The organism is Roseibium sp. M-1 (genome assembly GCF_054515675.1).
In genome coordinates this window covers 5,579,351-5,593,099 of the sequence record NZ_CM137257.1, presented here as the reverse complement: position 1 = coordinate 5,593,099, position 13,749 = coordinate 5,579,351, and the positions used below count along the sequence as shown (strand labels likewise).

The window sequence follows — 13,749 nt, the reverse complement described above, 5'->3', positions numbered from 1 at the left end:
GAAGGCCACCGCTGTGCTTGTCGTGTGTGTGGAAACGGCGACCAGTCAACGTGCGGTACATCATTCAATGGAACTCCCAAAGCACCCTTCAGTCGAAAGGCCGTTGTTGCGGCCATGCGAAGCCTCAATGGGAAATCCATTTCATTTCGCTCGAAAGCACTGCAAGTTTTGATCGATGAATCGACAAAAACACTCGATGAAACAGCATTCTCAGCGCAATCTTGACGTCCGGCGAGCGCTCATTCTGTTGACTGCCGGGTGATTACCTCGCATCCTCGCCCGGCGTGTACGCAGCGGGTGAAACTGCGGATCCTCTTTGTCTGCCAGGCATGAAAACGGAGCGACTGATGCGCGGTTCTAACTTGTTGGACGAAGCCCAGTTGACCCTGCCGTTGCCCGAAGACGAAAGCGTAAATGACAACACTGGATCGGCGCTGCTGGAGATGGGATTACCGCTCCTGAAAGCGCATACGATTGCGTGGATCTTCCTTGCTGCAGTTGGGTTCCTTGCGCGGGTTGTTCTCTACAATGACGTGCTGCTCGCCGCAGAGATGACGCTGACGCTGGATCCGCTCGGTTACCTGATGACAGCCGGTTTCCATATGGCCGCTGTCCGCATTGGGGTCGTCAAGATAAGCCCTCGTTTCGCACTCTTTGGCCTTATGTTCTGCGTCCTTGCCGCCGGTGTGCAGATGATGATCGGCGGAGGGATCCTCGTCTCCTTCGAGAAGACGCTGCCTTGGCGCGATGGGGGCGTTGCCGCGATTCCTGCCACTTATTATTTTGCAATCTTCGTATGCTGGTTTTCACTCTATGCCTGGATGATTTCCTGGAGCAAAGCGCGCGCTGCCGAAACCAGCCGGATCCTTGCGGAAACCAATGCCACACGCGCTGAATTACATCGTCTGCGTTCTCAACTCGACCCGCATTTTCTTTACAACACACTGAACACCATTGCAGCGGAGATCCACCATAACCCGGATGGCGCACTGGAAATGACCCGCAACACCGCTGCCTTCCTGCGCCATAATCTTGAGGAGCATCAGCGCCCCGTCTGTTCTCTGGCCGAAGAGATCGACAGTTTGCGCACATATCTCAGGATCCAGGAAGGCCGCTTCGAAGTGCCATTTCTGATGGGCGTCGATGTCTCTCCTTTTGCTGCACAACACCTGTTGCCCCGATGGACCCTCCAGCTATTGGTTGAGAATGCTTTCAAGCACGGCAACACATCGGACCTGAACCTCCGTGTTGCGGCGGACAGGGACAATAAGGGCTTGTTGCTTCGGGTGCGAAACGCCGGTCAATTGATCCCGGGTAAGGCCGACATGGGCATCGGCCTCTCAAATTTGCAGCGCCGCCTCGATCTGCATTTCCCGAACCGTCACCTATTTCATTTGCGCCAGGAAGGAGACGACGTTGTTGCCGAGCTTTCGCTCAGGGGTGAGCCATGCTTCGCGTAATTGTCGTTGACGATGAGCCGCCGGCTCGGCGCCTCCTGAGCCGAATGTGCAACGCCCACGAGGCTGTCGAAGTAGTTGGCACGGGCGCCTCCATGGCAGAAGCCAAAACAATGCTGGAAACACTTGCTCCGGATGCGGCTTTTCTGGACATTAACCTGGGGCTGGGTCAGCCTGATGGCTTTGCCGTGTTGCGTGCGGACGAGAGCTTGCGCGATATTGTTTTCGTTACTGCACATGCAAATCATGCCGTGCGCGCCTTCGACCATGGTGCGGTGGACTATTTGCTGAAGCCGGTGGTGCCCGAACGCCTTGAGCGGGCAATCGATCGCCTTCTGGCGCGACAACGGAACCGGCGTACGGTAGACCCTGGTGCCACCGAAGGACGGGTCGCACTTCGAGTGGACGGCGCCATGCAGTTCTTTTCGCCCAATGAGATTGCAATGCTGCAAGCGGAGGGGGACTACACGCGCGTATATCTGGCTCGCGGCCGGGACATACTCGTGAGCCGGCGATTAGGCCAGCTCGAGGTCGAAATCGAGCATAGCGAACTCGTGCGCATTTCCCGTTCGATTATCATGAATCGCTCCGTCATCGAGTCCATCAGACACGCTGCCGGGGGTAAACAGGCAGTTTCACTAAGCGGCCAAGCCAAGCCGGTGATTGTCGGCCGGTCCGCCGCTCGGCGGCTGCGCGTTTGGTCGAAGAATTAGCGTGTAGCCTGCCGAGCAGTAGACAGTGTGAAGAATGGGGCACGCTAGGCCTGCAAACAGCTGGTCCGATAACTGAAATGCTCATCCCTCTCTACATCATCCTTGCGATTTATCTTCTGACCTTGTCCGTGACGCTCTATCGAAGCCGTCATTTGAAAGAAGGACAAAAAATTGCAGGGTTGCGGCCGCTGTTGATCGCGGCAGTAATTCTGTTGCTGGGTTCGGTCATTGCAAACGCAGCGTACAACTTTATCGGAGCCGCCTATCTGTTTATCGCCCTGATGGTGGCTGCCCCTCTCTTCGCCTTCGGACTTGGGAGGGTCTTGGCAACCGCCCTGACGTGGATGCGGCGATTTCGAGCCGTGTTTGCCCTTGCCGTCATCCTCGCGGGCTGTTCCCCCATCGCCTTGCTGGCTTTTCTGGAACTCACGTGGTTTCAGCATCAACAAGCGCTCCAAACGAAGTTACTGGCGTTTCAGATGAAAAATCTGGAGGCAACATTTGATAGTCAGCGAATAAGGCTCCCCATCCATCCAAGACTCTCCATCCGCCATACCTGCTTCGACGAGCAAGTTGGCTATGAAAAAAATTGCCATACATTCTTTAACGCCGATGATGCGCCTGAACTTGGGTCCACGTCACTTCATCGAGCTCCACCAAGACTTCTGTCGTTGGAAGTCAGGCAGCTGTCGCGTTTTCTGCGCTGCAACCAGCCAATGAAAAGCGACTGCCTGAAAACCAGCGATCCACGGCTCTGGTGCGAACGCAGGAGTGACTCCTTCGCCAAGGCCTGGTGCGAAATCATGCCGGAGTACCACATGGTGTTCGAATACCGGGAGACCAGGCCAGAAAACATCCGGGGCTGGCAGGGTGCCGATCAGGATGTGCTGGCTGGCCAGATCAACATCAAAGACCGCGAGAAGGTCTCTTTGCAATGCGATGAAAAGGCAAAGTCTTACTGCAAGTTTCACTACAAGCTGACCGACAACGTGCTGGTAAGCGCCTACTTTCAGCAAATTGACAGAAACAGCGCCCCAAGGCGTGCAGAGGACGCCGTTAAAAGAGCACACCGCATCTGGAAGCTTATGACCGATCCCGGGAACGACTGATGCAGAGACCGCAGCCCGAGGACCATGGTCCTTCCTCTCAACCGGGCAAGCCAGTGGTTTCATAATCCGCGTGTCGGGGGCCGAGGTACTCCTCCGCGACCATCAAAGCCTGGGATCAAACAACTAGGATCCACAGCCCTCGAAATAGAGATCGGTCAATCCCATGCTCAAGGGACGGTTATCGTTGCTCAGGCCGAGGTCTTGCATGGATTGCGGATTTTCCGCGGTAATTTCGAGTGTGATGCGATCTTCGTCGATCTCGTCAGAAGGAATATCGAGGGACCACTCAAAAAGCGGGTTCTGAAGATCGCCGTCGAACCTTCGGTCCTGCCCCTGTCCCAGCCTCAGATGGACGCTTCCTTCCGTCCGTCGCTCATTCAGGAACCATTTTCCGCGAAGCTTGAAATGGCACAGCCCCGCTGATCCAGCCGGCACCCTGAACTCCAAGGAGCTGTGCGGCCCGAGCATCCAGACACCCCAGCCTTCCACCGAGCTCCAGCCGGAGGCAAGCAGATCCACACCCCTTCCCTGACTGGAAAAATCGACATGCTCTCCAGCCGCCAAGGCATTCGGGAAAACGAGAGAACCGGCGTCCGGCCCCAGATACCAGAGCCGCTGCGGATGCCCCGGCTCCCGATGAACCAATACGGCTTCGGGATGAAGGCTTTGAAATTGAGGAACGGCACTGATCACCCATTCACCGCAGGGATGACCGGATGGAACATCCTCTTCTTCTCGCAACTGATAGGCATACAGGAAAAATCTCGTATTCCAGTGCGCCCAGGGAGAATCATAGGAATTTGAGAAAATATCGGAAGTCAGTTGCTGGGTTATACACGTTCCGGGCTTGATATTTTCCTGAATATATTCGGCAACGCGCCTCTGGACACTGCGGCCCTCAGACGAGGGTTCCAAAAAACCTGTTCCGACGGAAAGCGACTGTATTCCGAAACAGGCCAGGACCAGCAAGATCCCCCACCAGCGACGCCAGCCGAGCAGAAAAACGGCTGCGACGCAGAGGGAGGCCTTGAGCAGAATTGCACTTTTGAGGCCGTCGAATGGCGCCATCAGCCAGTAGAGCGCCATGATGTTGTGCAGGTTGGCCTGATGAAACCCGGCATCGTTTAGTCCGGTCAGGAGCAGAACCAGGAAGATCACCGAAGTCACGAATGCTGCGATCGCAACCCGAACGTTCGAACGGTTGGCTTCAAGCAAGCCGATCGCCAGAAAGATCGGCAACACTGCTTCATTGAAGCGACCGTAGATGACGTGGTCGATCCCGTTTTCCTGAGAGAGCCATACTGCGGACATGGCCAGGTTCGCGACCAGTACAATCAACGCGAAAACGCCGAATGCCCGGTGCGGAACCGAGCGGTCATGCGCCACGCGCCTGGTTATGGCCCAGACCCCGATCGCAAACAGGCCAAGGGTCGCCGCGACCAGATAACTCAATTGCCCAGCGCCGCTGATAAACACCCGGCCGATATCGGCCAGAAGCCCTTCGTAGCTGGAGAAACCGAAAAACTTGGCCGACATTTCTTGATCGTAGCCGAAGTCTTCAGGCCGGTAGACGGAAATACCCGAGAGGCTCTCCAGCGTCAGGCGCTCCTGGATCGTGCGGGACAGCCATCGCCCGCAGGCCACAAGACTTGCCGCGATAACAATCCAGGCTGCCAAACCATGGAACCGGCCGCGATGGATCAGGAAAAACGCGACAAAGGCCGCGGAGAGAATGGCCGTTGGAAAACCGCGCAAGTGAACGAAAGCAATCGCTCCCGTCAAAATCGCGGAGACGATGAGCGGCAAACGGGCCTTCCCGTCGGAAATCGCGAGGCGAAAGTTCGTCAGCATCAGGCCCGCAATGACTGTGGCAAGGAGTGTTTCTGCCTGCGCGGACGTCGTATAGGCAAAGCTGGCGGGATAAAGGGAAGCCGTGATCGCCACCATCAGCGGCAAACGCCAATCCCCTGCCTTCCCCTGCCAGAGGATCAAAAGTCTGTAGACCAGCCAGGACGTCAATGTTGCGAATGCGGCGTTGACGGCCAGCACAAACCGGAAAATCGTTGCCGGCTCACTGAAAACCATGAAAAGCGGTGAAATGAGAACGGGAAACCCTATCCCATACTTGCTGGGAGCGTGGGTGCTGTAGCCGGCCAACGCGGCGGCTTTGAGCAAATGGCCGGCTTCATCCGGCTGGATCAATGGTGCCGACACGAAAAAAATGTAGCCGAGATGAAGAAGCCCCAGGCAACCGAAAGCGATAGCCTCGGTTTGTCCCTGAGGCAGCGAGCCAACGCTTTTGCGCATGCGTTCGAGCATCATTCTCCGCAGCACCTCAAGCACAACCGCCGCATCAACGGTTCTGGTCCGGTTTTCGCTGCGATCAAACGAATGCGCCATCTTCTTTTTGGAACGGCTTTCAAAAATCCCCGTCTTTGCGATCCGGTTCGAGCGTCAGACATGCTTTCCGGGAGGTTCTTCAGCGAATTGTTCTCGACTGCCCAAAGGCCCGAGGGCATCCTGCCGCGGGTTGTTCATTGCACGGTTTCCAAAACTGATTGTTTTTGCTTACACATCGGTCGCGGAACCTCAATACGAGTGAATAACCTATTTCGCATCCACAGCGACCGTCAATTGATCTACGAACGCAGCTGACTGGTATTGAACGAAGACGACAAACGGCTCATGCAAACCCGGATATATCGTTAATGTCGAAAATCATCATAGATATAAGCGACCTCATCGACTGGTATAAGCACCATGTAAATGTGACCGGAATACAAAGAGTCGTAGAGCAGATTTTCTCTCAGAAAGAATATTTTGATGTAGAGAACATAGAATTTGTATTCAGGGTCGCCGACAGGCAACATTTTTACTACATCGACAAGAACATAATTTTCATGCTGGCGCATCCCGACAGCAAGCTTCAATCCATTCACCAGATTCGAAACTTGCTGATCGAGCCTTCCACGGATGAAAAAAACTCGGAATTTCTTAGAAAACTAAAAGCCCATCCCCTGATGGTTTTTCCATGGCTGTTCAACAAGATGATCAGTTTGTTTCCGCTCCTCTACCACCTTGTATTTTCCGATACTTATGAGAAAGAAGATGAACTCCAAATTGTCGGCATCTTCAACTTCGAAGGAGGAGAAATCTGCGTGATAGCGGGCGCCTTCTGGCTTCTCGGTGATACTGCAACAGTCTACGAAAAACTGAGGAAAGAAAAGAATATTGTACTACACGTATTCATTTACGACATAATTCCTGTTTCTCACCGTTACTTCTGCGACGATGGACTTGCAGATTCATTCAAGAGCCAACTCGATTTATTTCTTCCTCATGTAGATAATCTTATTTCGATAAGCCATTACACAAAGAGCGAAATCGAAAATTATACCAAGATGCAGGGCATCCCTACTCCGCCGATCGACGTATTGGAATTCGGTTTTGTAAGCAAAGTGTTGAGCATCGATCCGGACCTGGAAGTTGACGCCCTGACGGCGTTGAATTTGGCAGACATCGAGTTTGCACTTTGCGTCGGCACTGTTGAACCTCGAAAAAATCCCGGCTTGTTGCTGGATGTCTGGAAAACCCTCTTTCGGATTTACAGGGACAAGACGCCTTCACTTGTATTTGTCGGGCGCCGTGGATGGAAAACGGATTGGTTCTTTGGCGAACTTTTGAAATGCAACTATCTCGACGGGAAAATCAGGGTCCTACACGACCTGAGTGATCAAAACCTCGCACTGCTCTACCGAAAGGCAAAAGTGGTTCTGTTTCCCAGCTACATTGAAGGCTGGGGACTACCGGTTGAAGAAGCGATCGCGTTCGGGAAATACACACTCGCATCAAACCGGTCTTCAATCCCTGAAGCTGGCCGCGACTGTGCATTCTATTTTGATCCATACGATCAAGCTGCTCTCAAGGAGGAGCTAACCAAGTGTTTTTACGAAGAAAATCATGTTTCGAAAAAGGAAATGCTCATATCTGAAAAGAGAAAGGAATTTGCCCAGAATTATACTTGGCAGAAAACGGCTGAACAACTTCTGGAGATCGTCACGACCAAAAAACAGGTTTAGTCCCTTCTGGAGCCCTGTCAGGCAAATCGGCGACGGTCACACCGCAGGCCCCGGCAGCTTGGAATTCTTCGGCAGCTGTGCTTAAGAGCATGAGAACTACTCTGTTTGCGGAATTGGGCATGCCCAGAAGATGCAGAACACCCGCTCTCAAAACAGGGAGTGTTCTATGCTCATCACGAGGATTTCATGAATTCCCAAGAAACTTCGGCGGCGATTGAATGCAGCATCATCATCCCGTGTTTCAACGAAGTTGCTGCAATTGAGCAAACAGTTCGAGAAATCATCGCAGTTTGCGCCGATGGGCTGCAATACGAGATAATCGTTATCGATGATGGCTCCACCGACGGCACTGCTGACGTTCTGGCGAGGCTGTCAGACGAAACCGGCCTGGTGCTGTTCAGCCACTCCAAGAACCGGGGCTATGGCGCTGCTCTGAAGACCGGACTGCGCCATGCCCGGGGAGCACTGGTGGCGATCACCGACGCCGATGGCACCTATCCAAACCACTGCCTGCCTGAACTGATCGCCAAGTGCCGAAACTATGACATGGTTGTGGGGGCACGCACCGGCGACGACGTCACCTATTCGAAAATAAGGTCTTTGCCGAAGCTGTTTTTAAGAGCCTGGATTTCATGGCTCAGTCGATGCGATGTTCCGGATATCAACTCCGGCCTTCGCGTTTTCAATCGGCAAATAGCCGAGAAGAATATCGGAATACTCCCGGATGGTTTCAGCTTCACCATTACGATTACGCTGGCCATGCTCACGACCTATCGGGACGTGTTGTTCGTGCCGGTCAGTTACAAGCAACGTGTCGGCAAATCGAAAATCAGACCGATCAGGGACACCATGAACTTTGTTTTCCTGATACTGAGAACAGCATTGTACTTTGCACCGCTCCGTGCCTTTTTTCCGATAATCCTGTTTTTCGCGACAGTTACCCTGTTCAGTCTTGGCTATGACATCCTGGTGCTGCGAGATATCACGGATTTGACGGTGCTATTGATCATGTTCACCCTGAATGCGGGGATGGTCTCCCTGATGGCCGACATGATCGTTCGAAGAACACAAGTTTAGCTGCGCGTCATTTGAAACCCTGGAGACCGGAGCAGATCGGCCCACCCTGCCCCGGTCTTCAATCCTCGACCGTGTGACGCTCAAACATCTTCCGGTATTCTCTCCATTTGACGCTATCGAACCCGCCATGGTGGTCAAGGCAATCTGCCAGTGCATAGGCCATCGCAAACGCATGGTGGGTGTTGTCGTGGGCAAACAGTCCCTGCCGTCCGAAGCAGACCAGCCCGTCGATGGTATCCAGCCATGCGTCGACGCGCTTGAAATTCTCCTCGTAACCAAGATCGTAAACGGGGTAGGCGTGGCGAAGGCGACGGGTGATCGTTTTTCTCACGGAGGCTTTGACCGGCAGTCCGACACCGGCGAGCCAACCGGCAAGTTCTTCTCCAAGTGCTTGATCCGATAGGCTCCACCAGTGATCGCCGGGGTCGGACGGCAATTCCGCGCAAAGCACCGTCAGCCCCTCTGGTTCGCTGGAAGCGCTGTAGTTCTTGGGCTCGGACATTCGGGAAATCGGGATAGAGAGCTCGGGAAAATAGTGCGCGTCATATTCGCTGAACTGGTCTGTCTCCAGGAACAGATAAACCAGGATCATGCCTCGAAAACGAATGGCCCTGGCCGCTTCAAGAACGTCTTTCGGGGGCTCGGGCTGAATGAGCTGCACCAGCGCCGTGACCGGAATGGACGACAGGACCTTTGTGGCCGCATACGACTGCTGCGTCCCATCGCCGCTTTCCACAACGACAGCAGCCACCGCCGAACCGACCCGGTCAATCCGCAAGATGTCGGTGTCCAGCGACAGCTTTGCGCCGGTCGAGAGCGCGGCCTCTGCGACCACCTCGGAGATCTGGCCAAAGCCTTGCCGCGGATAGAAAAAGCGTCCGGTTGTCTTCCCTCTGAGGCCGGGCAACATGCGAAGCATCTTTGTCAGGATCTTGCCCACGGAACTTCCCGAGACGCGGCGCTCCGCCAGTTTCACCGCAAGCGCTTCCGGCTTCAGGCCCCAGAGCTTCTCGACATAGGGAAAATAGAAATACCTGCAGATCGTCGGCCCCAGCCCTTTCAGCAGGGTGCTTGAAAACGTCGCTGCCGATGCGCTGGACCGCCTGAAGGGCTTCAGGAAAATGTCGGTTATCAGCGACAGCGCAAAGGGCAACGGCAGCGACGTCAACGCATCGCCGAGCTTCAACGGAAAATGGACCCAGCGGCCGGCGAGTTGAATGCGCCCGTGGCGCGGACGCAAAAGCAGATCCTCACCGAGCAGGTCTTTCAGTTTGTCCAGGATCTCCGGCTCTGTCGACGGATGCAGACGGTGGGAACCGAAGTCGCACCAGATGCCCTCTTCGAGGAACGAACCGGCATTTCCGCCAACCCGGCCGGCCCGTTCAACGACGCGCACGCCGGCCTTGCCGGAGGCGGCAATGGCATAGGCTGCAGCTATTCCTGCCGGCCCAGCCCCCAGAATGACGATTTCTTCTTTTCCGTCGCCTGACTGCAATCTCAATGACCTTTTATCGCATCCGACCGCAGGTGGCTTACCCCCTTCGAGCCGACCCAAAGGCCGACACCCAAAAGAGCGCCCGCGATCAGCACCAGGTGCCAGATCAAACCGGCTGCGACGACACCGGCTGCGTCGGCACCGACTGTCGCGAGAATGGCCGACAATGTCGCCTCTCTTACTCCCAATCCGCCGAGCGATATCGGAAGAACAGCGATGACCTTGGCCAACGGCCAGGCGAATATCCATGCGCCAAGCTCGGCATTGACACCGATCGCCCGTGCCAATGAAACGGTGAGCAGAATGAAGGTCAACTGTATCAGCATCGATACGGCCAGAACCCCTGCGAGCCTCGCGGGCCGTCGCCGAAGACCATCGAACACGGTTGCTGATTGCCGCAGGAATTCCTTTGCAGCAACGCCAGGCGCCCACCTTGTCACGAAACGCAAGACCCCGGGCAAGGCGGCAAAGCTTGCGACCAAGAGTGCTGAAAAAACACAAAGAAGAAGCAATGGTGCCTGCAATTTTCCAGGACTAGCGATCGCGGCTGCCCCGGTGGTTGCCAAAACGGCAAGACCGACCATATCGATCAGCCGGTCTGTCAGAGCGGCACCTGCAGTTTTTGCAGGATCCGCGCCAGAAGAGATCAGCACACCTGCCCGAACGGCATCGCCGCCGACAGCGCCGGGAAGACCGAGATTTGCAGCAAGGCCGGCCCAATGTGCTTTCAGGACAATTGCGTAGCTGCAGCTTCGATCAAGCAGGAACCAGAGTTTTGCAGCCGCTGCGATGTGACAGACCGAATAAACAACAACAACCAGGCAGAACGTAAGAAGCGGGACTGAGACGACCCCTTTGAAGACAGCGTCTATCGGCAGCAACCAGAACAAGAAGACGAGTGCCAATACCGATCCAAGGGCTCTAAGCAACCAACTCTTCAACTTAAACACTCTTTGGGTGGAACGAAGCGCACGGGATCGATGGAGGGATCGACAGGATGCCAATTCAAGCGAAAAGACACTTGCTGCAATTGAAAGGCAAGATAGCAACGTTGAATATTGGCCTCAATGGGAAAACACCGGTTCCCATCCACGTCAGGCCAGTGTTCTTCCGAGCAAGATGCGCCGCAATTAAGCCCGTGAATGCAAGTCAAGTCCAGTGTCTGGAGCATCATGCGTTCGGGAGAACGCACATAAGATGCTTACCACTTTAAGGTCGATCAGCCTTTGGACGCGCAACCGATTCCGGTTGTGCGTCCGCTGATCTAGAATTCGGTTGATCGCCAACATCAATCGAGCCACAAGGTCACCATGGGTGGCAAGTTTTTCTCTCAGTTACGAGTATTGCAGCTTGTCTGCATCGGTATACCAGCGGTCATTTTTCTCGTCTCGCTGGTTGTGCTCGCGGACATGCATGGAGGCTCGCTGTTTCGAGTTCCGATCCACGAAGCGGGCGAGTTAACGCTCTTCCAGACACTCTTCTATTTCGATCACGCTGCGCGGGAACTCCCGATCGACGTGATACTTGCCATCGCCATCGGAGCTTCGGCTGCGACTGTGTTTCCTTGCCGGGACGGATCCAAACCGCAATTCTTGTGGGTCGCAGCGGCTGCGACCTGTGCCTTGATCATGGTGGGCACATGGATCACTGCAGGCAACGACGGCATCGTGCAGGCGTTCGATCAATCGGGCACCAGACCCGGCGCCGAGCCGGTGATCGGTGCACACTGGTATTATCATTTCCTGTCGCGGTCAGCCCTTTTGCTTTCCGTCGTCGGCGTGGGTTTGGCGTTTTCCGGCCGCGAAATACAAGCGCGCTCGCGGGGCCGCACCTGGATAATTGGTGTGACAGCCGTATACGCAGTGATCTCGATATTGTTCGGGCTCTTGCAACCGCACCTGATCGTGGCAGCTTTCACCGATCCGGTCTTCCTGGGACATCAGGCACGAGAGCTCGCCACGCATGCGCTTACAAGTGTTCCGCTGGGGATATTCGCCTGTGCCGTTCTGGCCAATCCTCAAGGAATTTACCCACCGCGCAGCCCGGCAGTGTGGGGCGGCGTGGCGCTCGTCGGACTGGCTGTTGCCCTCGGTCTCTATGTTGTTGCAGGTGCCTGGCTCATGGGTGCCGGTGAGTTGGGCCAATCCGACGACATGAGGATCTTGATCTTCCCGCATTTCCTTGAACATGCGCTCGGATATCTGTGCTTTTTGACCCTGGCTCCAGCCGTTTTCCTCACAGCTTCAGCGACCCGCATGTAAAGTCAGAAACGTTCTCTAAACCGAACCGGGTTTGCCGGAGACTGTTCGGTTCAAGTTATGCGGCCACAGCCGGGTGGTCCGGTGTCGCAACGTATTGTTCTTCCGCTTCAGCCGGAAAGATGCTTCCTGCCGGTTCAAGAAGTCGCCGTGATTGAACCAGTCGCCCCACTCCAGTGCCGCAAGATCGACCAACAAAATACAACAACGTAAACTTCATTATCTGCAACGACACACTTTAGACATACAATATAAATCAAATATACCCATCATATGAATAAGTATTTTAGTTCGACTTTCGAATTAAAATACGAGAGATTTGTTTTGAAAGCTGGAAGAGGTCTCAATGACAGTACTCATTACGGGGGGCGCCGGGTATATCGGTTCGCATTGTTGCGTCGCGTTTCGCGAAGCCGGGCACGACATCGTCGTCGTCGACAACCTGTCCAATGCCAGTGAAGTCAGCCTGGAGCGGGTGGCGGCCCTCACCGGCGGAAAGGTCGCATTCGAGACTGCCGATATCCGCGACCAAAGCAGGATGGAGGACATCTTCAGGACCTACAAGTGCTCAGCGGTCGTGCATTTCGCCGGCCTGAAAGCCGTCGGGGAATCGACCAGACTGCCCCTCGCCTATTACGACAACAATGTCGTCGGCACCCACCGCCTGCTGTCGGCCATGGCCAATTGCAGCGTCAAGCAGCTGATTTTCTCGTCCTCCGCCACTGTCTACGGCGACCCCAAATTCCTGCCGCTGACCGAGGATCATCCGACAGGAGCCGTCAACCCTTATGGCCGTACCAAGCTGATGATCGAGGAAATGCTGCGCGATGTCGCCGCCAGCGAGCCCGGCTGGCGTTTCGGCATCCTGCGCTATTTCAACCCGGTCGGCGCCCATGTCAGCGGCCTGGTCGGCGAGGATCCACAAGGGATCCCGAACAATCTCATGCCCTTCATCACCCAGGTCGCCGATGGCCGCCGGGAACAGCTTTCCGTCTTCGGCAATGACTATGACACCCCGGACGGCACGGGCGTCCGCGATTACATCCACGTCATCGACCTTGTCGAGGGGCATCTGCGTGCGCATGAGGTTCTGACGTCCGGGTCCGCACCGTCGAACTGTTTCACAGTCAATCTCGGCACCGGCAACGGCTACAGCGTCCTGGAGATGGTCAAGGCCTTCGAGCGGGCCTCCAACCGGCAGATCCGCTACGCCATCGCACCGCGCCGCGACGGCGACGTGGCGCAGTGTTATGCCAATACCCAACTCGCCGAAAAGCTGCTGAACTGGAAAGCCGAGCGCGGCCTCGACGACATGTGCCGGGACACCTGGAACTGGGTCTGCAAGAACCCCCGCGGCTATGAGACCGCTGCCTGAAAGGCCGTCCGCTGAGGTTAGGTGTAAGGCCCTCTGCCCTTGGGAGAGGGTTGGGAGAGGGAGCAAACCTCTCGAGATTACGGACACGTCTGCCCCTCACCCGGCGCGGCCGCACCGACCTTACCCAGGGGGTGAGGCAATTCGGTGTTCGTGGCAGACCACGCCGATCGGTTTCGATAGATCCCC

General features: G+C 55.4%; 10 protein-coding genes. 7 read left to right on the top strand and 3 right to left on the bottom strand.

The window, feature by feature from the left end; genetic code table 11:
- Window positions 1-347 precede the first annotated feature (347 nt).
- The 3 genes from ACX3M4_RS25235 (at window position 348) to ACX3M4_RS25225 (ending at window position 3,279) form a co-directional block, all read left to right on the top strand.
- Complete coding sequence (locus ACX3M4_RS25235) at window positions 348-1,460, top strand: sensor histidine kinase (protein ID WP_459355731.1); 1,113 nt, start codon at window positions 348-350, stop codon at window positions 1,458-1,460.
- Window positions 1,448-2,170: a LytR/AlgR family response regulator transcription factor gene (locus tag ACX3M4_RS25230; protein WP_459355730.1), complete on the top strand. Its 723-nt coding sequence runs from the start codon at window positions 1,448-1,450 to the stop codon at window positions 2,168-2,170. Before ACX3M4_RS25235 ends, ACX3M4_RS25230 begins: the two co-directional genes overlap by 13 nt.
- Before the next feature lie 77 nt (window positions 2,171-2,247).
- Complete coding sequence (locus tag ACX3M4_RS25225; RefSeq protein ID WP_459355729.1) at window positions 2,248-3,279, top strand: hypothetical protein; 1,032 nt, start codon at window positions 2,248-2,250, stop codon at window positions 3,277-3,279.
- 123 nt (window positions 3,280-3,402) lie between these two features.
- Here ACX3M4_RS25225 and ACX3M4_RS25220 read toward each other — a convergent pair whose 3' ends face one another.
- Window positions 3,403-5,679: a hypothetical protein gene (locus ACX3M4_RS25220; protein WP_459355728.1), complete on the bottom strand. Its 2,277-nt coding sequence runs from the start codon at window positions 5,677-5,679 to the stop codon at window positions 3,403-3,405.
- Window positions 5,680-5,987: 308 nt separating this feature from the next.
- Between ACX3M4_RS25220 and ACX3M4_RS25215 the strand changes: the two genes are divergently transcribed.
- On the top strand, window positions 5,988-7,358 hold the full coding sequence (locus tag ACX3M4_RS25215; protein WP_459355727.1) for a glycosyltransferase family 4 protein: 1,371 nt from the start codon (window positions 5,988-5,990) through the stop codon (window positions 7,356-7,358).
- Between the two features lie 186 nt (window positions 7,359-7,544).
- The gene (locus tag ACX3M4_RS25210) at window positions 7,545-8,435 is read left to right on the top strand and encodes a glycosyltransferase family 2 protein (RefSeq protein ID WP_459355726.1); all 891 of its coding nucleotides are present in this window, start codon (window positions 7,545-7,547) and stop codon (window positions 8,433-8,435) included.
- Window positions 8,436-8,493: 58 nt separating this feature from the next.
- On the opposite strand, the gene ACX3M4_RS25205 is transcribed toward ACX3M4_RS25210, so the two are convergent.
- A complete protein-coding gene (locus ACX3M4_RS25205) occupies window positions 8,494-9,936 on the bottom strand; it encodes a protoporphyrinogen/coproporphyrinogen oxidase (RefSeq protein WP_459355725.1) in 1,443 nt (480 codons plus the stop codon).
- Window positions 9,933-10,835 (bottom strand): lysylphosphatidylglycerol synthase transmembrane domain-containing protein, encoded by a 903-nt coding sequence (locus ACX3M4_RS25200; RefSeq protein WP_459355724.1) that lies wholly within the window; start codon window positions 10,833-10,835, stop codon window positions 9,933-9,935. The genes ACX3M4_RS25205 and ACX3M4_RS25200 overlap by 4 nt, the downstream gene beginning before the upstream one ends.
- Window positions 10,836-11,240: 405 nt before the next feature.
- Between ACX3M4_RS25200 and ACX3M4_RS25195 the strand changes: the two genes are divergently transcribed.
- The gene (locus ACX3M4_RS25195) at window positions 11,241-12,191 is read left to right on the top strand and encodes a hypothetical protein (protein WP_459355723.1); all 951 of its coding nucleotides are present in this window, start codon (window positions 11,241-11,243) and stop codon (window positions 12,189-12,191) included.
- A gap of 343 nt (window positions 12,192-12,534) precedes the next feature.
- Window positions 12,535-13,563: a UDP-glucose 4-epimerase GalE gene (gene galE / locus ACX3M4_RS25190; RefSeq protein ID WP_459355722.1), complete on the top strand. Its 1,029-nt coding sequence runs from the start codon at window positions 12,535-12,537 to the stop codon at window positions 13,561-13,563.
- Window positions 13,564-13,749 lie beyond the last annotated feature (186 nt).

What these genes read in the sequence shown, in the direction of transcription:
- ACX3M4_RS25235 (WP_459355731.1), top strand. Translation starts at nt 348, where the DNA reads ATGCGCGGTTCTAACTTGTTGGACGAAGCCCAGTTGACCCTGCCGTTG.
- ACX3M4_RS25230 (WP_459355730.1), top strand. Translation starts at nt 1,448, where the DNA reads ATGCTTCGCGTAATTGTCGTTGACGATGAGCCGCCGGCTCGGCGCCTC.
- ACX3M4_RS25225 (WP_459355729.1), top strand. Translation starts at nt 2,248, where the DNA reads ATGCTCATCCCTCTCTACATCATCCTTGCGATTTATCTTCTGACCTTG.
- ACX3M4_RS25220 (WP_459355728.1), bottom strand. Translation starts at nt 5,679, where the DNA reads ATGGCGCATTCGTTTGATCGCAGCGAAAACCGGACCAGAACCGTTGAT.
- ACX3M4_RS25215 (WP_459355727.1), top strand. Translation starts at nt 5,988, where the DNA reads ATGTCGAAAATCATCATAGATATAAGCGACCTCATCGACTGGTATAAG.
- ACX3M4_RS25210 (WP_459355726.1), top strand. Translation starts at nt 7,545, where the DNA reads ATGAATTCCCAAGAAACTTCGGCGGCGATTGAATGCAGCATCATCATC.
- ACX3M4_RS25195 (WP_459355723.1), top strand. Translation starts at nt 11,241, where the DNA reads ATGGGTGGCAAGTTTTTCTCTCAGTTACGAGTATTGCAGCTTGTCTGC.
- galE (WP_459355722.1), top strand. Translation starts at nt 12,535, where the DNA reads ATGACAGTACTCATTACGGGGGGCGCCGGGTATATCGGTTCGCATTGT.